Source organism: Chryseobacterium metallicongregator, from assembly GCF_031324065.1.
Taxonomy (GTDB): Bacteria; Bacteroidota; Bacteroidia; order Flavobacteriales; family Weeksellaceae; genus Chryseobacterium; species Chryseobacterium metallicongregator.
This window is the reverse complement of the sequence record NZ_JAVIXS010000001.1, coordinates 798519-823418: the sequence shown is the minus strand read 5'-3', so window position 1 is coordinate 823418 and position 24900 is coordinate 798519. Positions and strand designations below refer to the sequence as shown.

Genomic DNA, 24900 nt, shown 5'->3' with positions numbered 1-24900 from the left:
AGGCAGCTTCTTTTATGTTTTAACCGGATTCTACGGATTCCCGTAATGCTAATTGAAATAATTCCAGGATCTTGCATTAGAATCTAACTTTTTAAAAGTTGAGTTAACTTTTTTTATATGTCCCTAAAAAAAGAGACTGTCCTAACGGGCAGTCTCTTTGTATATGGTTTAAAATGAATCTGCTTTTAAGACAGAAGTATTTTATAAGTACATATTATTTAACAATCTGAATTTCAACAGCAGAAAATCCTTTAGGAGATTTCTCTTTTTCAAAAGATACCTTATTCCCTTTTTTCACCGGTTCTGCACAGTTGTTGTTGTGGAAGAAGATGTTTTCTTTGGAATTATCTTCCGTAATGAAACCATATCCTTTTTCGCTCAGGAAAGTAACAATTCCTGTTTTTCTTGGATCTTCTTCAATAATAGGTGCAGCACCCAATTGAATATCATCAAGATTTACTTCCTGTCTTTGTTCAGGTGGAGTAGATGTTAATCTTCCGAATTCGTCTACATACATGAAGACATCCTCCGCTCCTTTGTTGTTGTTCGTTTTACGTTCTTCGCGTCTTAGCGCCTTTTCTTTTTGCTTTTGAATTTTTTTCTTGAAATTTTCCTTTTTAGAAAAAGAATCTGCCATAAATTATTTTTAGTATTTAGTTTCTATAAATTAAATTGGTTCAATCTGGTCTGCTTCAGACCTATAAAGCCTGCCGATGTTTCCTGTTTTGGATATTTCCAATCATACAGAGCTTTAAAATTCCGACAAGTATTGTTCTTTAATAGAAGAATAAAAGTTAAAAATATGGCTGCTCAAGAGGCAAAGACTGAATAAAAAATATTCGGGTCGTTACAGAAAACAAAGTAATGACTTGGTTAATAATATGCAAATATACAACAATAAAATGAATAATCAGGTTTTAAATGATTGATTATCAGAAATGGTTTTAAGTGATATTTTATATTCGTAAGGAAGGGGTAAAGAAAGTTGTAATAATTGTATAAAAAAATCCTCAGAAGCCTGAGGATTATAAAAAAATATATTAAAAATGAAGTGGTGGTGCATAATACGGGAGGAAGGTATCAAATGTTATGCCTAAAATTGAAGCGAGTTTGTGAATTATCCAAAAGTGTTTAACTGAAAAGGCTCGTATCAAAGCGTATCTGGTTGGTAAATAACATTCTATTGAAAAATATTGTTTATATAAAATAATAAACATTTTTCCTTCGGTTTAAAAATAATAAAAAGAAATTCCGAAAATTTCACCATGTTGAAGCGGTTTTTATGATTGATCTTTGTCTCATTAACATTTAAATATAAAAACATGTCAACACAAAATGTACAGGGAAAAGTTGTTTTAATTGCCGGAGGAGGTAAAAATTTAGGCGGATTATTAAGCAGAGATTTTGCATCCAAAGGGGCAAAGCTGGCCATCCATTATAACAGCGAAAACTCAAGAACTGAGAGTGAGAAAACACTGGCTGAAGTACAGGCATTAGGAGCTGAAGCATTTTTATTTCAGGGAGATCTTACCAAAGTAGATCATATCACGAAGTTTTTTGATGAGACCATTTCCCGTTTCGGAGGAATTGATATCGCAATCAATACCGTAGGAATGGTACTTAAAAAACCATTTTCAGAAACTACAGAAGCTGAATATGATACCATGTTCAATGTCAATTCAAAATCTGCTTACTTCTTTCTTCAGGAAGCTGGTAAGAAGTTAAACGATCATGGGAAAATCTGTACCATTGTAACTTCATTATTGGCGGCCTACACCGGATTATATTCCACATATGCAGGAGCAAAAGCACCGGTAGAGCATTTTACCAGAGCCGCTTCCAAAGAATTCGGGGCAAGAGGAATTTCCGTAACAGCTGTAGCACCCGGACCAATGGATACTCCTTTCTTCTACGGGCAGGAAACAGACGATGCCGTTGCTTATCATAAATCTGCATCTGCATTAGGAGGACTTACGGATATTAAAGATATTGCTCCCCTGGTAGAATTTCTGGTAACAGAAGGCTGGTGGATTACCGGACAAACCATTTTTGCCAACGGTGGCTATACAACGAGATAGCATATTATAAAATCCATTCAAAAAAGAAACTCACTGAAAACAACTTTCAGTGAGTTTTTTATGGTAAAAGAAATAAGAAAATTAAGTAGTTTTAATCTTTCTTTTCTCCAGGATACTTTTGATGATAAAGAATAATCCAAGAAGAACAAATGGAATACTCAGAAGTTGTCCCATATTCATACTCATTCCGTGCTCAAATTCTACCTGATCTACTTTGATAAATTCAATCAGAATTCTCATAATAAAGATCAATAGAATACTGATTCCAAAGTAAAACCCTTTTCCGATCTTAAAAATATTCTTCCTGTAAATAAAATAGACAGCAAGGAAGATAATAAAATAAGAGATAGCTTCGTAAAGCTGGGCAGGATGCCTCGGAAGATCATCTACCTGACGGAAGATAAAAGCCCATGGAACATCGGTAGGAATTCCTATAATTTCAGAGTTCATCAGATTGGCAAGCCTGATAAAAGTACCACCTAACGGAAGTACAATCGCTATGGCATCCAGAACGGTCATGAACGGGATAGAATACTTTCTTGCATAGATGAGAAGCATAATTACCAGACCAATACCGCCACCATGACTCGCAAGACCCGCAAATCCTGTGAAATGGTAGGCTCCATCCGGCCCTTTCTGAATTGGTAAAAAGATCTCAAGCGGGTGCTGCGAATAATAATCAAAATCATAAAAAATACAGTGACCCAATCGGGCTCCCACCAAAATTCCTATTAATGCATAGGAGAATAAAGCTTCGTGTGCCTGTGAACTAAGACCTTCTTTTTTATAAATTCTTTTTAAAATATTGAGAGATAAAACAAGTCCCGCAAGGAATAGTAATCCGTAATATTTTATGGGAAGTCCTAAGATATTGACGATTTCGGGATTAACATCCCAGTTGATATATAATAAATTCATTGCTGCAAAGATAAGAAAATAGGATTTTCTGAACAGAATGGTGTGCTTTGAAGAGGTTATATATTGAACTGTAATCTGTTACCCGAACTTTTTGCCATTTTACAATAGACTATAAATGCCATACTATCAAAATTGAGAATCATTTAAGTAGAAGCTCTGTAAATGAGTTCTGCATCCATCAATACTGCTCTGCTTGGGAGACTATTGTTTTTGATCTTTTCCAATACCAGCTCTGCGGCAGTTTCACCCATTTTTTCCAAAGGCTGCTGTACACTGGTCAGCTGAGGATACACCATCGTTGATAATTCCGTTCCGGAAAAGCTTGCAATAGAAACTTCGTCCGGGATTCTTACTTTTTGTTCAAGAAGAAAATTCATAGCTCCCATGGCGAGGGTATCACTAAAGGCAAAAATACTGTCGAACACTATATTCTTATTTAATAGTTGCTTAACTGCTTTTTTTCCATGCTCGAAAGTCATTCCATCGGTCTGTACGATCAGGTTTTCATCAAAAATATTGTATTTCATAAGAATGCGCTTATAACCATTTACCCTTTCTACAGCATTTCGGATGGTTGAAGGTCCCATGAGATGAATGATTCTTTTTCTTCCTGTCTTAATTAAATATTCTACCATTAATGAAGCTTTAATAGCATCATCAATAATAACCTTCGATACATCCAGAGATTTGTGAGGAATCCTGTCGAAAAAGATTAAAGGAGTTCCTCTATCCATAATACTTTGATAAATATCATTATTAGAGGTTTCATGACACAGGTTAATAATAATAGCATCCACATTAAACTCTTCCAGAAGCTGAAGATTTTTTCTCTCAATAAGAGGATCTTCATCAGACTGAGTAATAATGATACGGTATCCGAGAGGGTAAAGAATATTCTGAATTCCTTTCAGTACAGTGGAAGAAAAAGGAGTAATCATTTCTGGCACTACAAAGCCAATTGTCCGAGATTGTCCCGATTGTAAATTCAAAGCGGTAAGGTTCGGTTTATAGCCCAATTTCTCTGCAGCATCCAGCACTCTTTTTCGTGTCTCTTCATTCACATTTTTATCATGAAGCAGTGCTCTGGAGATGGTAGAGGTAGATAATGACAAAAATTTGGACAGATCTTTAATCGTAATACGTCTCATCAGCCTTGTTTTTGGACTAAAAATAATAAAAAAATAGATAATTGGGAACGTTCCCTGATTTTTGGGAACGTTCCCAGCTTGAAATTTGTAAAAAAAATATCCGGTTAACCATTTGTTAATATAGTTTTAACGAATCGGTTAATATGATAACAATTTTATGTTTATAAGTATGATTTATTACAACTATGATGTATCGGAAATCCACACTGGAATTTTACATATTGGAGTAGGGAACTTTCACAGGGCGCACCAGCAGTTTTATACCAATATGCTGCTTAATGACAAGGATCAGAAAGATTGGGGAATCTGCGGAGTATGTCTGCTGCCTTCAGATGAAAAGATCGTAAAGAATTTAAGAGCTCAGAATCTTCACTATTCTCTTACCGTTTGCGGAAGAAACGGAAATGATGAGGTGTATAAAATAGGCTCTTTGAGAGAGTTGATCTGGGGAATAGAAGATCCTGAGGCTGTGGTGAAAAAAATTGCAGACAGCACTGTTAAGATCATCACTTTAACCATTACAGAAGGTGGTTATAACCTTGATAAAGAAACGGGAGAATTTATATTGGAAGATGAAAAAATACAGCATGACCTGAAAAATCCTTCCATTCCTAATACTGTTTTCGGCTTTGTTGTAGAAGGACTGCGCCAGAGAAAGATTCAAAATGCAGGACCAGTTACAATTCTTTCATGCGATAATCTTCAGCATAATGGAAATACGGCAAAGAGAGCTTTCATCTCATTTATAGAAGCTCAGGATGCAGAACTGGCAATATGGGTAAAGGAAAATGTAACCTTCCCAAACAGTATGGTAGACCGTATTACTCCGGCCACAAATCCGGAAGATGTGGAAAGATTAAATAAGTTGAATGGAACGGATGATCATGCTCCTGTATACTGTGAAGACTTTACACAATGGGTGATAGAAGACAACTTTATTGCAGGAAGACCGGCATGGGAAAGAGTAGGGGTACAGTTTACCAATGATGTAACTGCATTTGAAAATATGAAATTAAGCTTATTGAATGCTTCCCACACCCTTTTATCCTATCCGGCTTTCTTAATGGGTTACCGTAAAGTAGATCAGGCTATGGAAGATGAAAATCTTGTGAAATTCATCAGAGATTTTATGGATACAGACGTTACCCCTTTCGTCCCGGCTCCTGAAAATACAGATCTGGAAAAATATAAACAGACATTAATCGAAAGATTTGCCAATCACAGTGTAAGTGATCAGGTAAGCCGTTTGTGCTTCGATGGGATTTCAAAATTCCCCGTTTATATCATTCCTAATCTTGGTAAAATGATCAAAGGAGGGAAAGATCTTACCAGACCGGCTTTTCTTATTGCTTCCTACAGACATTATCTTACATATAAAAAAGATGATCAGGGCAACACCTTTGAGACAGCAGAACCCTGGATTACCGAAAATGATCAGAAGCTTATTACCAGTGAAAATCCACAGGACTTTCTGGAATTGTCAGCGTTTAAAGGAATTCAGCTAAAAACTTCTGAATTGTTCATCAAACAATACAGCCGTTTTGTAGAAGATATAAAAAACTCAGGAACCGCTTCGGTTTTACAATCCATCATAAAATAATTCAGTCATGCAGATAAATCCAGGGATAACCTCTTCAGACCATAAAACAAACAATGCTATACTGCCGTTTGTCATCATTACGTTTATCTATTTTATTGTAGGTTTTCTGACCACAGTGAATGAACAGTTACAGGCTCCTCTGAAATTTACTTTTTTGAGTCATGCAGGCAGTCTTAAAAATACATTCACTACCCTGATTTCCTTTTTCTTCTTTTTAGGCTATCTGCTGAATGGAACTCTGGGAAGCAAATGGGTGAATGCCTTTGGATATAAGAATACAATCCTGCGAGGGCTTTTCTTTATGATTTCAGGTCTTTTTATGTATCTGTGTTCATCATGGGTTGGTGACCATTATCCTGATTTGAAATTTAATATAAAAGATGCTGTTATTCCTTATGGATTTATCGTCTTTGTTATGGGGTCCTATTTAATGGGAACCTCAGCGGCAATCATTCAGGTAGTTGTCAATCCTTATGCAGCATCCTATGAACTGAAAGGGACACAACCTGTACAACGTCTGAATATTCTGACCGCAATTAATTCTATCGGAACAACTTCCGCCCCTTTTTTTGTTACCGTAGTGATGTTCAGTGGGATTTCCATTGAAAATATAGAAATCAGGCAGCTTTTGTTTCCACTTTCTATCTTGATTGTCTGCATTCTTATGGTCATGATCATTACAAAAAGACTTCACCTTCCTGACCTTGCTCATACAAGAGTGGTAGGAGAAGAAAAACTGGAGAGAAGCATTTGGTCATTCAGGCATTTTGTGCTGGGCGTTTTGGCCATCTTTTTTTATGTAGGAACCGAAGTGGCCATTGGTGCTAATATTAATCTGTATGCTTTTGAGCGCATGGATTCAGGGTATCCAATTACATTTTTTGGCAAAACAGATATCATTGTCGGAGGGATGGATTTAGGAATTCATGCATTGTTGTCTACATTATATTGGGGTGGTTTTCTGGTAGGAAGAGCAGTGTCCAGCTTCTTCAGTAAGATTTCTGCAAGAACACAATTGATGGCAACCACAATACTTGCAGCAATACTTGCTTTAATATCGATGATTACCCAGAACCTTTGGTTTCTTGTAGCAATCGGCCTTCTGCATTCATCCATGTGGAGCTGTATTTATACACTTTCTATTAAAGGTTTGAACAAATATACCTCAAAAGCATCAGGTATTTTTATTTCTGCCGTATTTGGTGGAGCTGTATTTACGCTTATTCAGGGAGGTTTGGCAGATATTTTAGGCTCATGGAGATGGACGTGGTGGCTTACCGTAATCTGTGAACTGCTTATGCTTACCTATGCGCTGTTCGGATCGCGTATAAGAGAAAAAGACCTTATTCACTAATTATATAGTTTCTTTCAATTCATGTAAATATCCTGTAGACTATTACCGGATACAGGATACTTACTGCCTTAAAAAAACACTTGAATCATGGTAAAAAACTATTTATTACCTTGTTTCCTGATTATAGGAAATTGTCTGGGTGCACAGGAAGTGCATTCAGCGTTGCAGCTTCGCAACAGCCATTTATGGCGCGGAATTGAAGTCTCAGCAGGGCTTATTTATACCGGAGATCTACATCTTGACTATAAGAATTTTTATGCAGGATTCTGGGCAGGTGGAAATGTTGATGGTTCTTATAAAGAATTCAACAACTATATAGGATATAAGAATAAGCATCTTACACTGGAGGTATGGGATATCTATAATTTTTCACCGGGAGCGGCCTATAACAATAAGGAGTTTTTTAATTATTCTGCGAGAGAAACCGGACGTTTTTGGGATTTCAGGTCTTATTACACCATAAGTGAGCAATTTCCTTTAGTACTCAGCTGGAATACAGTTATTTTCGGAAGAGACCGAAACAGTGAAAATACAGGGAGCAAGTATTCTTCATTTGTTTCGGGAGAATATCCTGTATACAAGAAGGATAACCTTGAAATAAGAGGAAGAGTAGGTTATGCTTTTGCTTTGGACAGTCATGGAGAAAAGAATAATTTCTTTGCTAAAGATTCTGGTTTCAATGAGATAAGTCTTATCGTTTCGAAAAGTTTTACCATTGAAGGCTATAAAATTCCTATGGGAATATGGGGAATGTGGAATCCGGTTAACAATAATGCATTTCTTCAGTTTTCTGTGCAGGTTTATTCATTCTGAAGCAAGGAGATTCAAAGAGTAAATTTTTTATAAACTCAATACATTTAATTACTTTTATATAATGGAATACAAAAAAAATAAAGCAGTATGTTTTGGCGAAGTGCTCTGGGATATTTTTCCTGGAGAGCAGAAGAGAGTAGGAGGTGCTCCTTTTAATGTAGCCTACCATCTTTTCAAAATGGGCGTAGAAGTCAATATGATAAGCAGTGTGGGAGATGATCAGCTTGGGCGTGATCTTTTGGATAAAATGAAAAACTGGAATATTCCCGCAGATCATGTTCAGATCAATACAGAGTATCCAACAAGTACAGTCATTGCTACAGTAGATGAAAATAACGATGCTCATTATGATATTGTGGAAGGAGTAGCATGGGATTATATTGAAACAACCCCGGAAAATATGGAAATCTTTAATACAACAGATGCGTTGGTATTTGGAACGCTGGCAGCCCGAAATGAGAAATCCAGAAATACCCTGTTTCAGCTGCTTGAACTCAGCGATTATAATGTCTTTGATATCAATCTCAGAGAACCTTATTATGAGGTTGGAATGATAAAAGATTTGCTTCACAAAACCCATCTCGCTAAATTTAATAAAGCAGAAATGCGAATGATGCTTGATTTTTTAGGAAAAGCATACACTACAGAAGAAGACGGAATGAAATATTTTCAGGATCAGTTTGATCTTAAAGAAATTATAATCTCCAAAGGAAGCAAAGGCGCTCTGTATGCCTCAGAAGACCATTTTTATCTGTATCCTACCATACCGGTTACTGTAAAAGATACTGTAGGGAGCGGAGATTCATTCCTGGCAGGATTTCTTTCCAAAAGATTGGAAAAAGGAAGTACCATCCCTGAAATTATGACTCAGGCTGTCTCTCTCGGAGCATTCATCACCTCACAGGAAGGAGCATGCCCGGAATATTCATTAGAAGATTTTATCAGATTTAAGAACGAACATCCAGTATCAGTTGTAAGCTAAGATGGTAGAATCTCATGTTAATTTAAATTGATTCTTGATGAAATATTGGGTAACTTTAGCCAACCACCAAAACAAAAGTTATGCATCATCAGCTGGAGAAACATTATGTAAACAGAGTAGGCTGGCTTCGTGCAGCTGTGTTAGGAGCTAATGACGGATTATTATCCACCACAAGTATTGTTATAGGAGTTGCAGCTGCGGAACCGGATCGGCATATTATTATTCTTGCAGCACTGGCGGGTATGATTGCCGGGGCAATGTCTATGGCAGCCGGTGAATATGTTTCCGTAAGTTCACAGGAAGATACAGAGAAAGCAGATTTGATCCGCGAAAAGCGTGAACTTGAACAAATGCCGGAGGTAGAACTTAGAGAATTGGCCAAAGTGTACGAAAAAAGAGGCTGTACCAAAGAAACAGCGATGCAGGTAGCCATTGAATTGACAGAACACGATGCACTGGGAGCACATGCCCGTGATGAACTTGGAATTAATGAAATAACACAGGCTAAACCTTTACAGGCAGCGGTGGCTTCATTTGGTTCATTTGCGGTGGGTGCCTTATTGCCATTTACTGTATCACTTTTGGCTCCTCTTAAAGAAATGGTGTATTTCCAATATGGGTTTTCAATTATCTTTTTAATGCTTTTAGGGGCGGTTTCTGCCAAAGCCGGAGGTTCCAGCATTAAAATAGCTGTACTAAGGATTTGTTTTTGGGGAACAATTGCAATGGGGATTACAGCATTAGTGGGAAGGCTTTTTGGAGTGAGTGTAGCGTAATTTTTGCTATAAGAAGAATAGTTACGATAAATATGATATCATTTTAATATAATTACGAGATTGAAACATTCAGAATCTCTTTCTTTTTTTTGATTTATTATATGTTATTGGCTTTCAGTTGTTTGTTTTTATGCTGTATGTGTGATATGTCAGTGATGTATCTGTATTTTTAATCTGAAGATTGGTTTATGCTTAATTTTAAGCGGAAATTATTTAAAACCAATCTTATGAAAAAAAAAAATTTTATTTTTAATTGTGCTCGCTTTTTTTAAAGCCTATTCACAAACAGGGATTAATACTTCAACACCAAATGCGACGCTTGATGTTCGAAGTAAAGGGACTACCAATGCAACCAAAGCCCTGGGGATTAATGACAGTAATAATAACGAATTGGTGAGTGTACTAGATAACGGGGCAGTTCGTTTAGCAAAATACAAAAATTTCGGGGTATTAGGTACGGATGCTAACGGTTTTCTGTTAGATAGTTCTAATTTGAATATCGCATCACTGAGCTATCTTGGAAGTGGGTTCGCTTCTGCTACTAATACGGCAAGTTCAAAGTATATTGTATTGTTTGGTTCACAAAAAAGTACACCTGATATAACCTATAATAATGGTCTGTTTACAGTTAATAATGCTGGTTTTTATCAGTTTACAGCATTTACTATGTTTGATATATCTATGAACACACCAAGTGGAGGGATCGGATATACTCAAGTTGTTCTGAATGCAGGAACATCAGGAGGATCAACTCTTGCTTATAATTATACAACTGAGCCTGACGGATTGGCAGCTTTTGGACATACAGCATCTGGCTTTGTACACCTTAACGTAGGGGATGTTGTTAAAGTGCAAACATCCTATTCAAAACCTTTTAAAATATCCGGCGGGTCAATAGGTTTTGTGTATTATGGTACTTAATGCATTGAGTGGGGAAATTCCAATAATTATAATGCTTAAATAAAAACCTCTGAAATCTTTTGATTTCAGAGGTTTTTTGTACCCATAAACGAAGAGATATCGAAACATTTAGTGGAAGATTTGGAAAGAATCGTAGAATTAAATAATCCTTTAATGTGACCAAGGCTAGCGTATCTTCAAACACTTTTATCAATGATTTGCTACGTTTGAGGCAAATTAAACAAGAATTATATTGCAATAGTAAGTCTTTATTTGGCTGTGCTTTTCTCTATATTAATTGAAAATAAAATAGAGGTATTTGGTATGAAAGTTAGAAAATTTTTAACTTCCAAATAAAAAGTAAATAGTTATTCTGATAACAGATTTAATTCAAACTTCTATATTCATTAGGAGTGACACCCGTTCTCTGCTTGAAAAGTCTGATAAAATGCTGTGGATATTTAAATCCTAATTCGTAAGCAATCTGAGCAATAGATTGATCAATGTTGAAAACTCTTACCTTGGCAACATCAATAATTTTATTCTGAATATATTCCTGTGCAGTTTTTCCTGTTTCTTTCTTAATCAGATCTCCAAAATAGTTGGGTGAAAAATGTAATTCATCTGCACAGTAAGCTACAGATGGAAGCCCTACGGTATTAGGTTTCTCAGATGAAAAGTAGTTGTTTAATAATTCTTCAAATTTTTCTAAAATACCTTTATTGACATTTTCCCGCGTAATAAACTGACGGTCATAAAAGCGGTCACAATGATTAAGAAAAAGCTCAATATTTGATGTGATAACTTTTTTACTGTGTTTATCCACTGGCCTGCTCAATTCAAATTGAATATCAGCGAACATTTCCAAAACCATTTGCTGCTCTTTTTTAGAGAGGTGCAATGCTTCATTGGTTTGATATCCGAAGAAACCGTATTCAGAAATACTTTTAGCTAAAGAAGTTCCCTTGATTAAATCCGGATGAAAAACTAATCCGTGTCCCAAAGGCTGATAGATGTCAATTTTATTTTCTACATCAACAATTTGTCCCGGAGAAACAAAAACCAACGTTCCTTCCTGGTAATCATAAGTTGCCCGACCGTACTTGAGGTCACCACATTTCACATCTTTTAAAAAAATACAGTACAGATTAAAGTACATTTTAGACCCGGTCCTTTTATGCGCTTTTGAAAAATCTATCACACTTACCAAAGGATGTAAAGTTTCGTGATTATTAAATTGATTATAATCATCCACTGTCTCAAAATTGATGGAATTGCTCATTGCTGTATCATTTTCTAATGCAAATCTAAAGATAAAAATAACCTCTTTTTTACAATCAGAGTCAGAACAGTAATATTGGTTATCAATTCCGTAATCTGTCTACCAATATGCTTGTCAATAGGTTGGAAATTTGCAATAACAAGTTAATAAAGAATATTAACTTCTTTATGAAGCAATAATTTAAATTAAATCAAAAATGAAAAAAGTAATATTAAACAACGGATTAGAAATGCCAATTTTAGGATTTGGAGTATTTCAGGTACCGGATCCTTCGGAATGTGAAAAAGCTGTTATTGATGCTATCGACACTGGATATAGATTAATAGATACTGCTGCATCTTATGGAAACGAGCAAGCTGTTGGTAATGCGATCAAAGCCAGCCAAGTTGCAAGAGAAGATTTATTTATAACAACAAAGCTTTGGGTGCAGGATGCTGGATATGAAAATACATTAAAAGCTTTTGAAACATCATTGAAAAAACTTCAGTTGAATTATCTGGATTTATACCTTATTCATCAACCTTATGGAGATGTATTTGGTTCTTGGAGAGCAATGCAGGAATTGTATAAACAAGGAAAAGTAAGGGCTATAGGTGTTTCCAATTTTCATCCGGACAGGATCGCCGATTTAATTGCCAACAGTGGATTTACACCGGTGATCAATCAAATCGAGACTCATCCTTTCCATCAACAGGCTGAAACACAAAAATTCTTAATTGAAAATAATGTACAGATAGAATCCTGGGGACCTTTTGCAGAAGGAAAGAATGATATTTTTAATAATGAAGTTTTAAAAACAATCGCAGAAAAATATAACAAATCTGTAGCTCAGGTGATTTTGAACTGGTTAACAAGCAGAAATGTTATCGTTATTCCAAAATCGGTAAGAAAAGAAAGGATGGCTGAAAATTTCAACATTTTCGATTTTGAACTTTCTTCTGAAGATATGAATGCTATCGCCACTTTAGATACTACTTCCAGTCTTTTCTTTGACCATAGAGATCCTAATATGGTTAAATGGCTTAGTGAAAGAAAATTGGACTTTTAATCAAATTTCATCAGTAAAAATATGATCAAATGAATAGAAGAGATATAATAAAGACAGCTGGTTTAGCAGCCGTTGGAAGTACATTGCAAACTTTCAATTCCATACTTAAAGCAAATACAATTGATCATAAATTGTCAGAAGGAATATCACCTTTTGTACAGCAATTTTCCGATGTGGAAGCGCCTTTAAAAACAAAATAAAATTTAGTAAAAATGGAAAAAAGATTATTAGGAAATAACAAATTAGAGATTTCCGCATTAGGATTAGGATGTATGGGATTAAGTTTTGGTTATGGAAAAGTAACCGAAAAACAGGAAGCGATTAAGTTAATAAGAACCGCTTTTGAAAATGGAGTAACTTTTTTTGATACAGCCGAATGTTATGGTCCATTCACTAACGAAACATTGGTAGGAGAAGCATTGAAACCCTTTAGAAAAGATGTTGTAATTGCCACCAAATTCGGATTTGAAGATGGAGATTCTACAAAGGGCTTAGACAGTAGCCCTGCAAGAATCAGAAAAGTGGTAGAGGATTCTTTGAAAAGACTACAGACGGATTATATTGATTTATTTTATCAGCATAGAGTTGACCCAAATATTCCGATTGAAGATGTTGCCGGAATGGTAAAAGATTTAATTACGGAAGGTAAGGTCAAGCATTTTGGTCTTTCGGAAGCAGGTGTGGAAACGATTCGCAGAGCACACACAGTACAACCGGTAACCGCTTTACAAAGTGAATATTCTTTGTTTTACCGTGAACCTGAAAAAGAAATCATTCCTATATTGGAAGAATTAGGAATTGGATTTGTTCCATTCAGCCCATTAGGTAAAGGTTTTTTAACGGGAGCAATTAATGAAAAAACAAAATTTGAAGACTCAGATTTTAGAAATATTGTGCCTAGATTCTCTGAAGAAAATAGAAAGGCAAACCAGGCTTTAGTAGATTTGGTAAAATCAATTGCAACAGAAAAAAATGCTACTCCTGCTCAGGTTGCTTTAGCTTGGTTGCTGGCTCAAAAGAGCTTTATTGCTCCAATTCCGGGCACTACCAAATTACATCGGTTAAAAGAAAATATTGGCGGAGTTGATTTAAAACTGAGTTCTCAGGATTTATCTGAAATCGAAGATGCTCTTTCTGTAATTAAAGTTGTTGGAGAAAGATATCCGCAGCACTTAAAAGAAAGGGTCGGAAAATAAGAATATACTAAAATCAATCAAGTGTAATATTTTATTCTTACCAAAAGAAAAGTGTATTCATTTTCTTTTCTAAATTATTGATAATTAAATTTAAAAGAATGAGCAATGACAAATAAAACAATGAAATATTTAAGCTTAATCATCTTAATTTTAGTCTCCAATTTTTTTGTTAAGGCGCAAAATAAGGTGACACAAAAACCAATTACTATTGCATCACAAGGCAATTTCTCAGCCGGAGGTTCGGTTATCAAAAGCGATGGTGTTTTCGATCCTTTAAAACCGTGGAATGTTCCCCAAGGTGGACAAACAAGACACGGAGACCACGCGGATGTTTTTTACCAAATTCCTGTAAAACCTAAAAAACTTTCGATGATTTTCCTGCACGGTTACGGGCAGTCCAGACGAAGCTGGCAGACCACAGCGGATGGAAGAGAAGGATTTGCCAATCTATTTTTAAGAAACGGTTATAGTGTTTATCTTGTCGATCAACCAGGTCGTGGAGAGGCCGGGCAGACTACAAAACCCGGACAAATTAGCGGTACGCCAGATGACCAGACTTGGTTTACCCAATTTCGAATGGGTCTGTACCCCAAATTCAATGAAGGAGTTCAGTTTCCAAAAGACAGCGTTTCTATGGATCAATTTTTCCGTATGATGACACCTAATACGGGAAATGTAGATGAAACAATAATTGTTAATGCAATGTCTTCGGTTATGGATAAATCCGGAAACGGGATTCTTTTCACACATTCGGCAGGAGGCTCACCCGGATGGAAAACAGCCATTAAAAATGAAAAAATTAAAGCTGTCGTTGCCTATGAACCCGGAGGATTCACCTTTCCGGAAGGAGAAGAACCTGAAGGAAACCGAGGAGGAAAAGGTGTTCCCATACAAGATTTTATGAAGCTAACCAAAATCCCAATTATAGTTTACTATGGAGATTATATTCCAACTGAAGAAACTACTGCAGCATCACTAAATTTTTGGAGAACCGTTCTGAAAACGGCAAGGCAATGGGCGAAAGTTGTCAATAGTCACGGTGGTGACGTTACTATTGTTCATCTTCCGGAATTGGGTATCAAAGGAAATACCCATTTTCTAATGTCTGATCTGAATAATGTAGAAGTTGCAGGATTATTATCAAAATGGTTGAAAGAGAAAGGGTTGGATAAGTAATATTGGTTGCATTATCCGTAATCTGTCTACCGATTTTAAGCTGCTATTTTCTGAACTTTGTTAAATAATAATTGATATATGGAAAAGTTGAAAAATTATAGTGTATGGTTTTATGCGGTACTTCTACTATTATCATCTTGCTCAAAAGCTCAGATATCAATGTCTGAAAAAAAGGAGATGCCTAAAGACAAAAATATATTGATTGTCTATGTATCACGAACAAAAAATACAAAAACAATTGCCGACATCATTCATCAAAATACCGGTGGAACCTTAATTGAGTTGGAATTACAGAATCCTTATCCCGAAGATTACAAAGCAATTGTAGATCAGGTGGCGAAAGAAAATGACACTAATTTTTTACCCCTACTTAAAACAAATATTGACAATATTGACAAATATGATGTGATTTTCTTGGGATTTCCAACCTGGGGAATGCAGTTGCCTCCCCCCATGAGAAGTTTTTTAAGCCAGAATAATTTTAAAGGAAAAACAATTGTCCCTTTTAATTCCAATGCTGGCTACGGTATTGGAAACAGTTTTGAAACCGTGAAAAAGCTAAGTCCTGGCAGCAAAATATTAGAAGGCTTTACCATAAAAGGAGGGGTTGAACGGGATGGTATTCTGTTCGTAATGGAAGGAAAGAAGAAAATTGAAGCAGAAAAGAAAGTGAAAGAATGGCTTAGCAGAATCGGAATGTCTAAATAAAGCAGTTGAATTAATTTTTAAAAGTAAAATAATGAAACAATTGAAGTATTTCATTCTAATCATCCAAATAATAAGTGTTTCACTTTTTACAACCGATATGAAAGCACAACAATTGACAAAACAGAACAATCATTTAAGTGAAAAAGATAAAAGCACCATTGCCATTTCCTCATTTACAGCACAAGGTAAATTAGAGGAATTAAAAGGTCGCTTAAATTCCGGTCTTGATTCCGGTCTGACTATTAATGAAATAAAAGAAATTTTGGTACATACTTATGCTTATTGTGGTTTTCCGAGAAGCATAAGAGGTTTACAGACTTTTATGGAAGTTCTTGAGGAAAGAAAGGCAAAAGGTATTAATGATGTTGTTGGAAAAGAAGCTTCTATTGTTGATAGTGAAAACAACAAGTATGAACGTGGAAAGGAAATTCTTGGTCAACTTACCCAAGCAAAGCAACCTGACAAACTTTCAGGCTATTCAGCATTTGCACCGACAATAGATACATTTCTAAAGGAACATCTGTTTGCGGATATTTTTGATAGGGATGTTTTGACTTATGCACAAAGAGAATTGGTTACAATTTCTGTAATCAGTGCAATTGGTGATGCTGAACCAATGTTGCAATCTCATTTAGGCATCTCATTAAACGTTGGATGGTCACCACAGCAGTTGAATGAATTTGTTACTGTTGTCAGTTCTACTCTTAGTAAAGAAAAATCAAATGCAGCAAAAGTGGTTCTGGATCAGGTTTTAAAAAACAGATCAAAATAAGCTGCTAAATATTAAAAAAATGAAAAAGATAACAATGTCAATAACGGCATTAATAATTATGGCAACAAGCTTTAATATTAATGCACAAACAAAAAATAATACTCAAACCAAAAAACCAAAAATGGAAAAAATTGAAGTAATCCAACATAATAATCCTTTCGGACTGGTTTATGATGATGCGATCACAGAAAATGTATCAGGAAAAGTGAATATCCATACGGTAAAGTATAAATTGAATGGAATTGATATCGCTGCCAATGTTTACACGCCGGCAAATTATGATCCTTCAAAAAAATATGCTGCGATCACTGTTGCACACCCAAATGGAGGTGTTAAGGAACAGACAGCAGGTCTTTATGCACAACGTTTAGCGGAAGCTGGCTATATTACCATTGCTGCAGATGCATCTTATCAGGGAGCAAGTGGGGGAGAACCTCGACACACCGATAGACCTGTATATAGAACGGAAGACATTCGCGGAATGGCAGATTTCATTTCACAATATCCTGGAGTTGATATTAATAGAATCGGAGCATTCGGTATCTGCGGTGGTGGTGGCTATACTGTGAAAGCCACTCAATCAGATAAAAGATTTAAAGCGATTGCTACTTTAAGTATGTTTAATTCTGGAGAAGTAAGACGTAATGGATTTATGAATTCGGGATTGAATACTATTCAGGAGCGTTTGAAACAAGCCTCCGATGCAAGGGCACAGGAAGTAGCGGGTGGTAAAATAGTATATTCAGGTGTGGCAAGCATTACCGATGAAGAAATTCAAAAAACAAATACGGATCTCTATCGGGAAGGTTATATTTATTATTATCGCACCAATGCTCATCCCAACTCGACTTTTTTATATCCCACCAGCAATTTACTGGATTTAATGACCTGGGATGCTGCGGACAATATGGATTTGATTAATCAACCTTTATTGATGATAGCTGGAAGTAAAGCAGATACCAAATATATGACGGATGAAGCGTTTCCAAAAGCCATAAATGCAAAGGAAAAAGAATTATTCATTATCGATGGTGCGACACATATCCAAACGTATTGGAGACCTGAATATGTAGAAAAAGCAGCGAAAAAGCTGACTGAATTTTTTGGAAAAAATCTATAAAAAGCTGAAAGTTTTAATATTAAATGTGGCAAGGCAAATTATAACAAGCCTTCTTTTATTAAAGAATTAAGATTAAATATTTAAATATGAAACAAATAGTTACATTACTTTTATCAATATTAATTGTATCAAGCTGTTGCAGTAAATCTACATTGGAAAGAGCAAGGACTAATATTTTTCCTAAAGGGGGAAAAGTAACCAATAACAATTTTACAGGCAACGTTTGGCTGCAAATGCTTGGGCAAGACCAGCAGACACTTAATACAGGTGTGGGTAATGTAACTTTTGAACCCGGAGCGAGAACCAAATGGCATCTCCATCCCGGTGGGCAGATTATCCTCGTAACCGATGGTGTAGGATATTATCAGGAAAAAGGGCAGCCGAAAAAGATTTTACATAAAGGAGATGTTATCAAATGTCCTGCAAATGTTGAGCATTGGCACGGTGCGAGTAAAGATTCTTATTTCGTTCAGGTTGCCGTTACTGATAATAAGAATGGTTCGGTAGTATGGTTACAACCTGTGACTGATGAAGAGTATCATAAATAATGGAAATGGGGAAGATTCTTAATAGATAATTATTAACCAATCAAAAATAAATTTTATGAAAAGCAAACCTAAATTATTTTCTGTAGCCATTATAATATTCAATTTGGAAGTTTTTAGTCAAGTAAAAAGATATATTATTAATAAAATATTTTGCGATTGATAACCAGGAGTATTCCTAGATTTTGCAGTTTTTTAATTGTTCTTATAACAGTTTCCACTCGTAATCCTGTTAGCGATGCAATTTGCTGTCTGGTGAGAAATACTTGATAAGAATCAGTCGGAGGTTTTGATTTTTTTAAGTAGTTGAATAGATTCGTTATTTTTTCTGACGGGCTTTCTGAAGCAAATCCTTTCATCAGGTAGGTATAATGCATATTTTCTGCGGTATATTTGTATAAATCTAACAGTATTTTGGGATTATCTTTTAGCATTAAATCAAAGCCCAATCTTTCCAATTTGATTATCCTAGAGTTCTCCATTGCAATGGCACTTACAGAATATGGATGTTTTAAGAACAGGAAAAGTGCTCCTAGACAATCACCTTGAATAGAAATGTTGTGAATAAATTCACGACCCGCTTTTTTCTCACTGACAATCTTCACAGTTCCTGTTGAAATTTGAAAATAAGAGACTACGTCATCATTTTCTTTAAATACATATTTTCCCTTTGTAAAATTTACAATTTTAGCTCCATAGTTCATCAAAAGCTCCTCTTTTATCAGCATCAATTTTTATTTTAATTATTCATATGAAACTACCTTGTGTACAGTTCCTAATTTATTTACAAGTGTACAAAGTTTTCTTAAGACCATTTGTCGTCGTGATCATTTCTCTTAAGTTCTCTTTCAACTTCATTAATTTCAGGTAAAGGAAGAAGATAAGTGTCATTAATATATTTTAGAATATTTTTATTTGTTTTATCATCTATTTTTCTAATGAAAAGGTTATTGGAGGATTTTAGAGTTTCGATGAAGTTGTCAGCATATTGGTCTTTACTAAAAAAAGTTTTTTCAATGACTGCTCTTTTATCATCATTCACAATAATATCACTAAAGGCTGTGTTGAGGAGTACTGTCTGGAAAAATGATTCAGCTGGTAAAAGAGTGTGAAGGTAATAATCTTCAAAATCCATTACCCTTTTATTATTGGTTAAAAATACACAGGTTTCTCTTGTAAGGATAAACCACTTCCCACCAATATAAGGTATAACTTCCTTCATAAATTCTCTTTTATAAATAAATGAAGATATTTTATGGGTCAGCTCTGTAAAATGATTTTGTATCCTTTGCAGTGTATCAGGCCTGTAAAATTTCTGGTCATAATAAAAAAGATAGTTTCTTCCGTTATTAACGGTAAGGAATTGACGTATAATATTTTGTGACTTGAGTGGGAAGTCTTCACCACTCAGGTTGATAAAATAATCCCAGTCATGACTTACATTCAAAAGATATTCCATCGCATTAAGTTCAGCCTGGATCATACTAAATCCTCCGGACACAATATTCATGCTTTCCAAAATATACACATTGGGGAAATGTATTAGATATAATTGTATTTCTTCTGTAAATTCAGCTTTTGCTTTCCGGTCGATATGAATAAGGTAAAACTGATCCCTTGTATAAATTTTCTGAAACATCTCTTTAAATGCATCAGGTCTATGATGGATCATAATAAAGTAAGCAATTGTCACATGCGGAGTTGAATGCAGATCGGTAGTTTGGGAATGGGGATGAGTTATGGGAAATGAAGTTTGCATGGGAGTAAAATTTAAAATCATCCGCAAAGGCAAACAATTCAGTTTATGTGCGTAAGCTACGAATATATTTTTGATAATCAGTTAATTAAATTTACTGTTACCTAATTGTTTTGTTGTATATTTGCAATGCATTTATAAAACAGGTTTCTGCCTTTGCCATTCTGTAATAGTTTAAACTCACCATTTTTTCTTTCAGTTTTTGCTTTTTCAGCCACCCAATTATCAATCGGGTTTCGAATGTGAAAACACTCCACAAGTCTTTTCATCCTAGAAGGATACGTTATTGCAGGCTCATGAATACTACACAGGTAATTTATCGGAAGTTAAGCAAGTAAAATGATGAAGAAAAAAGATTTTTTTATTCATCATTATGATACACCAATTCAAATTCTGAAAAGGGAATTTGCTTACAAAATATCGGGAAGACCGAACATTATGATGAGTTTCAAAAATTTAAATTTAATCAATCCTATTATCCGTGCTGTAACAGAAGCAGGGTATTCTAAGCCAACTGAAATACAGTATACAGCAATACCCCATATTCTTGCAGGAAAAGATATTATAGGATGTGCCCAGACAGGTACAGGAAAAACGGCAGCATTTGCAATGCCTATTCTTCAGTTGTTAAAAAAATATACCCCTGATCATAAAGAGATCAGAACATTAATACTTACGCCGACCCGGGAATTAGCAATACAGATTGAAGAGAATTTTGCTGTGTACAGCAAATATTTACCTTTATCACAACTCTCTGTTTATGGAGGAGTCCCAGCGGGCGGACAGCTTGCGGCTCTTAGGAAAAGAGTAGATATTCTGGTGGCTACACCCGGCAGATTGCTGGATTTGGTTAATCAAAGACATATTGATCTTTCTAAAATAGAAATATTTGTTTTGGATGAAGCAGACAGAATGCTTGACATGGGGTTTATCAATGATGTCAAAAAAGTTTTAAAGCTGATTCCCCAGAAAAGGCAGACCTTATTTTTTTCGGCCACAATGCCTTCAGGTATAAGAAAATTTGCGGAAACAATTCTGAATAATCCTGTAGAGGTTACTGTAACTCCAGTATCTTCAACCGCACAAACGGTGAAACAATCCGTTTATTTTGTGGAAAAAAGAGATAAGACGGGTTTGTTGATTGATTTATTGCAAAATGAAAATATGAGGCGTTCACTGGTTTTTACCCGTACTAAGCATATTGCCAATAAGCTGGTACAGCAATTGGAAGGAGTAGGGATTTTTGCTGCAGCGATTCATGGGAACAAATCTCAGACCGCAAGACAGAATGCACTTGATGATTTTAAAAGCAGTAAGATTAAAGTATTGGTAGCTACAGATATTGCAGCCAGAGGTATTGATATTGATGATCTTCCACATGTAGTAAACTATGAGCTTCCCAATATTCCTGAAACGTATGTTCACAGGATCGGAAGAACCGGAAGGGCAGGAACGGAAGGTACCGCTATTTCATTTTGCGATACCGATGAGCGCTTAGATCTTAAAAATATTCAAAAACTGATAGGATTCACAATGCCGGTCAGATCATTTTATAAATAAATCTGTAGAGTTTACAGAAAACAATAAATAATTTTTTAATAATAATTACAATGCAACAAGGCACAGTAAAATTTTTCAATGAAGCAAAAGGCTTCGGATTTATTTCTCCTACAGACGGGAGTAAAGATATATTTGTACATTCTTCAGGATTAGACTCAAGATCAATCCGTGAAAATGATAAAGTCGTTTTCGATGTACAAAAGAGTGATAAAGGTTTAAATGCGGTTAATGTAAAACTGGCATAATTAAGCTTTAATATCATCTGTTTGAAATAAATATTATTTTCAATTTCAGTATTATATTTTTATATTTTTTTACAATTCAAAGTCCAGTAATCTTTGGAATTTGAGTATATTGTTTGAAAGAACATTGGTGTAAGTTAAATTACTTTTTATTTTCCATTATGTTCATTTACCTCTCACATCGACGTGAGAGGTTTTTCAAGGAAGAATTTCAATCAGTCTAAATAAAAAAGACAGACAAACATGATTATCATTAACAATTTTAGAGAGTATAAGGCTTTCGAAGGACAAATGGTCGGGTTTTCTGATTGGCATACCATAGATCAGAAGCAGATCAACAGGTTTGCAGAGGCAACCTTAGATGACCAGTGGATCCATATTAATAAAGAAAGAGCTGAAAAAGAAGGCCCGTTCAAATCTACAATTGCTCATGGCTATTTGCTTTTATCGCTGATCCCTTATCTCTGGAAACAAATTGCTGAGGTGAGAAATGTAAAAATGGAAATCAATTATGGGATTGAGAACCTTAAATTTGGCCAGGCTGTTCCTGTAGAGACTGACGTAAAACTACAGGCCACTGTGAAATCGGTGACAGATCTCAGAGGAACTATAAAAGTAGTGGTGGAAGCTAAACTTCTTATAAAGAATCATGTGAAACCTGCCTATACAGGGGATGTAATTTTTCTGTATCATTTTTTCTAATAAAAGCCAGGCTAAAAAGATTAAAATACGGGAAGCCTCCAATATCTTACTGTTTGGATTATGATACTAACATTTGATTAAATAACTTTTTCATATAAAATCATAGTGATCCAGTTTTATCACAAAATAATGTTCAATTGTTTTTTGAGCTTTCTTGCACATTGATAAAAGATCATTTCCTGATGTATTGTCGAAACTAAAGTCATCATGTGTTTTCACAATATATTCAGTTACTATTTCAATATTCATTAAATCAATTTCCGTTACATCGGTTTTCAACCTATGCTCTTCTTTGAAGAAAGGAATTTTACGGAAAATAGAATCGTTAAACCGAAAGAGATGTATTGTTTTCATTTCAAAAATATTTAATAAGATAAAAAAATTAGGTGGAGGTTCATTAAGAAAACTTATCTTTCATTTTTCTGCTGATCTCTCTTTTGGATAAGGTACGTTCTGATGGTAATGGGCACATACCACCTGAAAGGATGTATAATATGCTGTTCCAAAAATTATTTTTTCTATAGAATTTATGATTGTAGTTAGTTAATACTTTTAAGTATTCATGTTCATATTCTTTTGCTTCCTGTAATGTGTAATTTTTTGGAATATTTTTAATAATATCCATAGCAGTTTGGTTGAAGATTTTAGGCGAATATTTTTCTATAAAGTTCAATTCAAGCCTGCACATCCCAATAAGTGGAATGAGTAAAGAAAAAATTTCATCGTAAAAGTTACAAATATTTACTTTCCATGATGATCTTTCTTCTTCCGGTAAAATCTGAGTAGTCAATAGAATGAGTTTTTTATGGGTTACTTCCATTTCATCTGTATAGACTTCGTTTTGCTGCCAGAATATAGATGCATTGATTTTATTTTTTTTAGTAATATTTTCCAGTATATATTCAAACTGGATTCTAATATTCTGTATGTTCCCGCTCAGGTCTTCTAAAACAGACTGCCACAGGTTATGCTGGCTTAAACTACAGTATGTGCTAAATACCAATCTTGATCTGTTGATAAGCTGCTGTAATTCTTTTAACATTCTTAGAATCTCTTTAGCATCTCTTTCTAAGGTTATGTTTGTATTTCGTAGATAGAACAGCGAGGTAAACTGGGAATAATAGGATCTTCTTGAAATATTTTTTTTATTTCTGAGCCCTAATTTACTCTTTGGATGCTTAGTTAACTTTTTCATCAGAATTTTATTGTAAATCATTTTTCATGATAGCCCTTTTTTCAAAGGCCTTTTGCTGTATTATAAGGGAAATAAGATACTGTCTTAGATCTCTGATTGTTATATTTTTCTCTGTAAAAGAAAAAAATAGTGGTGTTTCGTCTAAAAGCTCATAGAGTTCAGGAAATTCTTTTTGAATTTCAACTGTTTTTTTTAATATCTTTTTCGTTAAAATAGATAGGGTATTCAGATTATTCATAGCCGCTTTTTATTATTGTTACGATCATCTTAAAGCGCTTATTTCCTTTTATAGAATGAGATTTATGGGCAGGAACGATAATGCATTCACCTTCTTCCATAAAGTAAGAAGCTCCGTCTATAATGATTTCAGCTTTACCTTCAATGATCTGTGCAACAGTATCAAAAGGAGAAATCTTTTCAGATAACCCTTCTTTGTCATCAAAAGATAAAATACTGATATTACCGGTCAGTTTTTCCAGTATATTTTTACTCACTACAGAATTTGGGATGTAATCTACAATCTGGCTTGTAATATATACTTTCGATTTTTCAAGTTCTCTATGATTCATCACTGTGGGTTTAAAGATAAAAAGAGCAGATGGTATTGTAAATAAAAGGGACAGAACTATCTAATATTCCATCCCTTTTACAGTAAAACTTTTGATAAATATATTTTTTCATTGGCTTTAACTGTCCTTGAAAACAATTTATGAAAGATTGATTTCTTTGATAATATTGAGAACTTCTTCACGGTTTTTTCTTAATCTGTTTCCGATTCTTTCCAGCATTTCCCTTTCTTTCCCTTCTTCAAGTTTCAGATCGTGGTCCGTTAATGTTGAAAATTTTTCTTTCAGTTGTTTTGACTGCTCAATCCAGGCTCCAGGAGTTTTGAAAAATTTGTCGCCTTTGTTTTGGTTTGTGTCCATAAGGTGGATTTTAGTGTAACTTCATTGCTACCATACAAAGATGGGTGTTTAATAATCTATTGTATTACAGATTGTTTCTTTTATGTTGCACATATCACACTTT

29 protein-coding genes are annotated in these 24900 nt (G+C 34.9%); 18 read left to right on the top strand and 11 right to left on the bottom strand.

Annotated elements, in window-relative coordinates; all coding sequences use genetic code 11:
- Positions 1–214: 214 nt before the first annotated feature.
- Positions 215–637, bottom strand: coding sequence for a cold shock domain-containing protein (locus tag REB14_RS03830; RefSeq protein ID WP_034692134.1), 423 nt, complete (start codon positions 635–637; stop codon positions 215–217).
- A 685-nt stretch (positions 638–1322) separates the two neighbouring features.
- Between REB14_RS03830 and REB14_RS03825 the strand changes: the two genes are divergently transcribed.
- The gene (locus tag REB14_RS03825) at positions 1323–2078 is read left to right on the top strand and encodes an SDR family oxidoreductase (protein ID WP_079240836.1); all 756 of its coding nucleotides are present in this window, start codon (positions 1323–1325) and stop codon (positions 2076–2078) included.
- Between the two features lie 81 nt (positions 2079–2159).
- On the opposite strand, the gene lgt is transcribed toward REB14_RS03825, so the two are convergent.
- Both lgt and REB14_RS03815 read right to left on the bottom strand, forming a co-directional pair.
- Positions 2160–2996 carry a prolipoprotein diacylglyceryl transferase gene (gene lgt, locus REB14_RS03820; protein WP_079240837.1) on the bottom strand — a complete coding sequence of 279 codons (837 nt, stop codon included), beginning with the start codon at positions 2994–2996 and terminating at the stop codon, positions 2160–2162.
- Positions 2997–3139: 143 nt separating this feature from the next.
- Complete coding sequence (locus REB14_RS03815; RefSeq protein WP_079240838.1) at positions 3140–4144, bottom strand: LacI family DNA-binding transcriptional regulator; 1005 nt, start codon at positions 4142–4144, stop codon at positions 3140–3142.
- A gap of 169 nt (positions 4145–4313) precedes the next feature.
- Between REB14_RS03815 and REB14_RS03810 the strand changes: the two genes are divergently transcribed.
- The 6 genes from REB14_RS03810 (at position 4314) to REB14_RS03785 (ending at position 10590) form a co-directional block, all read left to right on the top strand.
- On the top strand, positions 4314–5744 hold the full coding sequence (locus REB14_RS03810) for a mannitol dehydrogenase family protein (protein ID WP_309521546.1): 1431 nt from the start codon (positions 4314–4316) through the stop codon (positions 5742–5744).
- Between the two features lie 7 nt (positions 5745–5751).
- Positions 5752–7098 carry an MFS transporter gene (locus REB14_RS03805; protein ID WP_079240839.1) on the top strand — a complete coding sequence of 449 codons (1347 nt, stop codon included), beginning with the start codon at positions 5752–5754 and terminating at the stop codon, positions 7096–7098.
- 87 nt (positions 7099–7185) lie between these two features.
- A complete protein-coding gene (locus tag REB14_RS03800; protein WP_309521545.1) occupies positions 7186–7911 on the top strand; it encodes a hypothetical protein in 726 nt (241 codons plus the stop codon).
- Positions 7912–7972: 61 nt separating this feature from the next.
- Entirely contained in the window at positions 7973–8893 is a 921-nt protein-coding gene (locus REB14_RS03795; RefSeq protein ID WP_309521544.1) for a carbohydrate kinase family protein, read from the top strand.
- Between the two features lie 80 nt (positions 8894–8973).
- Positions 8974–9669 (top strand): VIT1/CCC1 transporter family protein, encoded by a 696-nt coding sequence (locus tag REB14_RS03790; RefSeq protein WP_309521543.1) that lies wholly within the window; start codon positions 8974–8976, stop codon positions 9667–9669.
- 255 nt (positions 9670–9924) lie between these two features.
- Positions 9925–10590, top strand: a complete 666-nt coding sequence (locus REB14_RS03785; RefSeq protein WP_309521542.1) for a hypothetical protein — start codon at positions 9925–9927, stop codon at positions 10588–10590.
- Between the two features lie 364 nt (positions 10591–10954).
- Here REB14_RS03785 and REB14_RS03780 read toward each other — a convergent pair whose 3' ends face one another.
- A complete protein-coding gene (locus REB14_RS03780) occupies positions 10955–11851 on the bottom strand; it encodes a helix-turn-helix domain-containing protein (protein ID WP_309521541.1) in 897 nt (298 codons plus the stop codon).
- A gap of 196 nt (positions 11852–12047) precedes the next feature.
- Between REB14_RS03780 and REB14_RS03775 the strand changes: the two genes are divergently transcribed.
- The 8 genes from REB14_RS03775 (at position 12048) to REB14_RS03740 (ending at position 18419) form a co-directional block, all read left to right on the top strand.
- Positions 12048–12899 carry an aldo/keto reductase gene (locus tag REB14_RS03775; protein WP_007845924.1) on the top strand — a complete coding sequence of 284 codons (852 nt, stop codon included), beginning with the start codon at positions 12048–12050 and terminating at the stop codon, positions 12897–12899.
- A gap of 29 nt (positions 12900–12928) precedes the next feature.
- Positions 12929–13099, top strand: a complete 171-nt coding sequence (locus REB14_RS03770) for a hypothetical protein (RefSeq protein ID WP_007845923.1) — start codon at positions 12929–12931, stop codon at positions 13097–13099.
- Between the two features lie 12 nt (positions 13100–13111).
- Entirely contained in the window at positions 13112–14095 is a 984-nt protein-coding gene (locus REB14_RS03765; RefSeq protein ID WP_309521540.1) for an aldo/keto reductase, read from the top strand.
- Positions 14096–14281: 186 nt separating this feature from the next.
- The gene (locus tag REB14_RS03760) at positions 14282–15271 is read left to right on the top strand and encodes an alpha/beta hydrolase (RefSeq protein WP_309521539.1); all 990 of its coding nucleotides are present in this window, start codon (positions 14282–14284) and stop codon (positions 15269–15271) included.
- A gap of 78 nt (positions 15272–15349) precedes the next feature.
- Complete coding sequence (locus REB14_RS03755) at positions 15350–15979, top strand: flavodoxin (RefSeq protein WP_034692159.1); 630 nt, start codon at positions 15350–15352, stop codon at positions 15977–15979.
- A 31-nt stretch (positions 15980–16010) separates the two neighbouring features.
- The gene (locus tag REB14_RS03750; protein ID WP_034692160.1) at positions 16011–16751 is read left to right on the top strand and encodes a carboxymuconolactone decarboxylase family protein; all 741 of its coding nucleotides are present in this window, start codon (positions 16011–16013) and stop codon (positions 16749–16751) included.
- A gap of 19 nt (positions 16752–16770) precedes the next feature.
- Positions 16771–17871, top strand: coding sequence for an alpha/beta hydrolase (locus REB14_RS03745; protein ID WP_034692161.1), 1101 nt, complete (start codon positions 16771–16773; stop codon positions 17869–17871).
- A gap of 86 nt (positions 17872–17957) precedes the next feature.
- On the top strand, positions 17958–18419 hold the full coding sequence (locus REB14_RS03740) for a cupin domain-containing protein (RefSeq protein ID WP_034692162.1): 462 nt from the start codon (positions 17958–17960) through the stop codon (positions 18417–18419).
- A gap of 137 nt (positions 18420–18556) precedes the next feature.
- Here REB14_RS03740 and REB14_RS03735 read toward each other — a convergent pair whose 3' ends face one another.
- On the bottom strand, positions 18557–19144 hold the full coding sequence (locus REB14_RS03735) for a Crp/Fnr family transcriptional regulator (protein WP_007845912.1): 588 nt from the start codon (positions 19142–19144) through the stop codon (positions 18557–18559).
- A 77-nt stretch (positions 19145–19221) separates the two neighbouring features.
- Entirely contained in the window at positions 19222–20175 is a 954-nt protein-coding gene (locus REB14_RS03730) for a beta-1,6-N-acetylglucosaminyltransferase (RefSeq protein ID WP_309521538.1), read from the bottom strand.
- A gap of 438 nt (positions 20176–20613) precedes the next feature.
- Here REB14_RS03730 and REB14_RS03725 point away from each other — a divergent pair, with 438 nt between their 5' ends.
- The 3 genes from REB14_RS03725 (at position 20614) to REB14_RS03715 (ending at position 22676) form a co-directional block, all read left to right on the top strand.
- Positions 20614–21732, top strand: coding sequence for a DEAD/DEAH box helicase (locus tag REB14_RS03725; RefSeq protein ID WP_047438315.1), 1119 nt, complete (start codon positions 20614–20616; stop codon positions 21730–21732).
- A gap of 50 nt (positions 21733–21782) precedes the next feature.
- Positions 21783–21977 carry a cold-shock protein gene (locus REB14_RS03720; RefSeq protein WP_002980989.1) on the top strand — a complete coding sequence of 65 codons (195 nt, stop codon included), beginning with the start codon at positions 21783–21785 and terminating at the stop codon, positions 21975–21977.
- A gap of 240 nt (positions 21978–22217) precedes the next feature.
- The gene (locus REB14_RS03715) at positions 22218–22676 is read left to right on the top strand and encodes a MaoC family dehydratase (RefSeq protein ID WP_034692164.1); all 459 of its coding nucleotides are present in this window, start codon (positions 22218–22220) and stop codon (positions 22674–22676) included.
- A 90-nt stretch (positions 22677–22766) separates the two neighbouring features.
- On the opposite strand, the gene REB14_RS03710 is transcribed toward REB14_RS03715, so the two are convergent.
- From REB14_RS03710 to REB14_RS03690, 5 genes are all read right to left on the bottom strand, one after another.
- Entirely contained in the window at positions 22767–23030 is a 264-nt protein-coding gene (locus REB14_RS03710; RefSeq protein WP_034692165.1) for a hypothetical protein, read from the bottom strand.
- A 43-nt stretch (positions 23031–23073) separates the two neighbouring features.
- Entirely contained in the window at positions 23074–23871 is a 798-nt protein-coding gene (locus REB14_RS03705; RefSeq protein ID WP_149831874.1) for a hypothetical protein, read from the bottom strand.
- A 7-nt stretch (positions 23872–23878) separates the two neighbouring features.
- Positions 23879–24109, bottom strand: a complete 231-nt coding sequence (locus tag REB14_RS03700) for a hypothetical protein (protein WP_034692167.1) — start codon at positions 24107–24109, stop codon at positions 23879–23881.
- A complete protein-coding gene (locus REB14_RS03695) occupies positions 24102–24440 on the bottom strand; it encodes a cupin domain-containing protein (protein WP_034692168.1) in 339 nt (112 codons plus the stop codon). Before REB14_RS03695 ends, REB14_RS03700 begins: the two co-directional genes overlap by 8 nt.
- A 138-nt stretch (positions 24441–24578) precedes the next feature.
- A complete protein-coding gene (locus REB14_RS03690; protein ID WP_034692169.1) occupies positions 24579–24797 on the bottom strand; it encodes a hypothetical protein in 219 nt (72 codons plus the stop codon).
- Positions 24798–24900 lie beyond the last annotated feature (103 nt).

Excerpts from the sequence above, each read along its gene's own strand:
- REB14_RS03815 (WP_079240838.1), bottom strand. The coding sequence starts at position 4,144 with ATGAGACGTATTACGATTAAAGATCTGTCCAAATTTTTGTCATTATCT.
- REB14_RS03800 (WP_309521545.1), top strand. The coding sequence starts at position 7,186 with ATGGTAAAAAACTATTTATTACCTTGTTTCCTGATTATAGGAAATTGT.
- REB14_RS03770 (WP_007845923.1), top strand. The coding sequence starts at position 12,929 with ATGAATAGAAGAGATATAATAAAGACAGCTGGTTTAGCAGCCGTTGGA.
- REB14_RS03695 (WP_034692168.1), bottom strand. The coding sequence starts at position 24,440 with ATGAATCATAGAGAACTTGAAAAATCGAAAGTATATATTACAAGCCAG.
- REB14_RS03775 (WP_007845924.1), top strand. The coding sequence starts at position 12,048 with ATGAAAAAAGTAATATTAAACAACGGATTAGAAATGCCAATTTTAGGA.
- REB14_RS03745 (WP_034692161.1), top strand. The coding sequence starts at position 16,771 with ATGAAAAAGATAACAATGTCAATAACGGCATTAATAATTATGGCAACA.
- REB14_RS03735 (WP_007845912.1), bottom strand. The coding sequence starts at position 19,144 with ATGCTGATAAAAGAGGAGCTTTTGATGAACTATGGAGCTAAAATTGTA.
- REB14_RS03725 (WP_047438315.1), top strand. The coding sequence starts at position 20,614 with ATGAGTTTCAAAAATTTAAATTTAATCAATCCTATTATCCGTGCTGTA.
- REB14_RS03690 (WP_034692169.1), bottom strand. The coding sequence starts at position 24,797 with ATGGACACAAACCAAAACAAAGGCGACAAATTTTTCAAAACTCCTGGA.
- REB14_RS03705 (WP_149831874.1), bottom strand. The coding sequence starts at position 23,871 with ATGAAAAAGTTAACTAAGCATCCAAAGAGTAAATTAGGGCTCAGAAAT.
- lgt (WP_079240837.1), bottom strand. The coding sequence starts at position 2,996 with ATGAATTTATTATATATCAACTGGGATGTTAATCCCGAAATCGTCAAT.
- REB14_RS03780 (WP_309521541.1), bottom strand. The coding sequence starts at position 11,851 with ATGAGCAATTCCATCAATTTTGAGACAGTGGATGATTATAATCAATTT.
- REB14_RS03740 (WP_034692162.1), top strand. The coding sequence starts at position 17,958 with ATGAAACAAATAGTTACATTACTTTTATCAATATTAATTGTATCAAGC.
- REB14_RS03720 (WP_002980989.1), top strand. The coding sequence starts at position 21,783 with ATGCAACAAGGCACAGTAAAATTTTTCAATGAAGCAAAAGGCTTCGGA.
- REB14_RS03750 (WP_034692160.1), top strand. The coding sequence starts at position 16,011 with ATGAAACAATTGAAGTATTTCATTCTAATCATCCAAATAATAAGTGTT.
- REB14_RS03700 (WP_034692167.1), bottom strand. The coding sequence starts at position 24,109 with ATGAATAATCTGAATACCCTATCTATTTTAACGAAAAAGATATTAAAA.
- REB14_RS03825 (WP_079240836.1), top strand. The coding sequence starts at position 1,323 with ATGTCAACACAAAATGTACAGGGAAAAGTTGTTTTAATTGCCGGAGGA.
- REB14_RS03765 (WP_309521540.1), top strand. The coding sequence starts at position 13,112 with ATGGAAAAAAGATTATTAGGAAATAACAAATTAGAGATTTCCGCATTA.
- REB14_RS03795 (WP_309521544.1), top strand. The coding sequence starts at position 7,973 with ATGGAATACAAAAAAAATAAAGCAGTATGTTTTGGCGAAGTGCTCTGG.
- REB14_RS03790 (WP_309521543.1), top strand. The coding sequence starts at position 8,974 with ATGCATCATCAGCTGGAGAAACATTATGTAAACAGAGTAGGCTGGCTT.
- REB14_RS03710 (WP_034692165.1), bottom strand. The coding sequence starts at position 23,030 with ATGAAAACAATACATCTCTTTCGGTTTAACGATTCTATTTTCCGTAAA.
- REB14_RS03805 (WP_079240839.1), top strand. The coding sequence starts at position 5,752 with ATGCAGATAAATCCAGGGATAACCTCTTCAGACCATAAAACAAACAAT.
- REB14_RS03830 (WP_034692134.1), bottom strand. The coding sequence starts at position 637 with ATGGCAGATTCTTTTTCTAAAAAGGAAAATTTCAAGAAAAAAATTCAA.
- REB14_RS03730 (WP_309521538.1), bottom strand. The coding sequence starts at position 20,175 with ATGCAAACTTCATTTCCCATAACTCATCCCCATTCCCAAACTACCGAT.
- REB14_RS03810 (WP_309521546.1), top strand. The coding sequence starts at position 4,314 with ATGATTTATTACAACTATGATGTATCGGAAATCCACACTGGAATTTTA.
- REB14_RS03715 (WP_034692164.1), top strand. The coding sequence starts at position 22,218 with ATGATTATCATTAACAATTTTAGAGAGTATAAGGCTTTCGAAGGACAA.
- REB14_RS03755 (WP_034692159.1), top strand. The coding sequence starts at position 15,350 with ATGGAAAAGTTGAAAAATTATAGTGTATGGTTTTATGCGGTACTTCTA.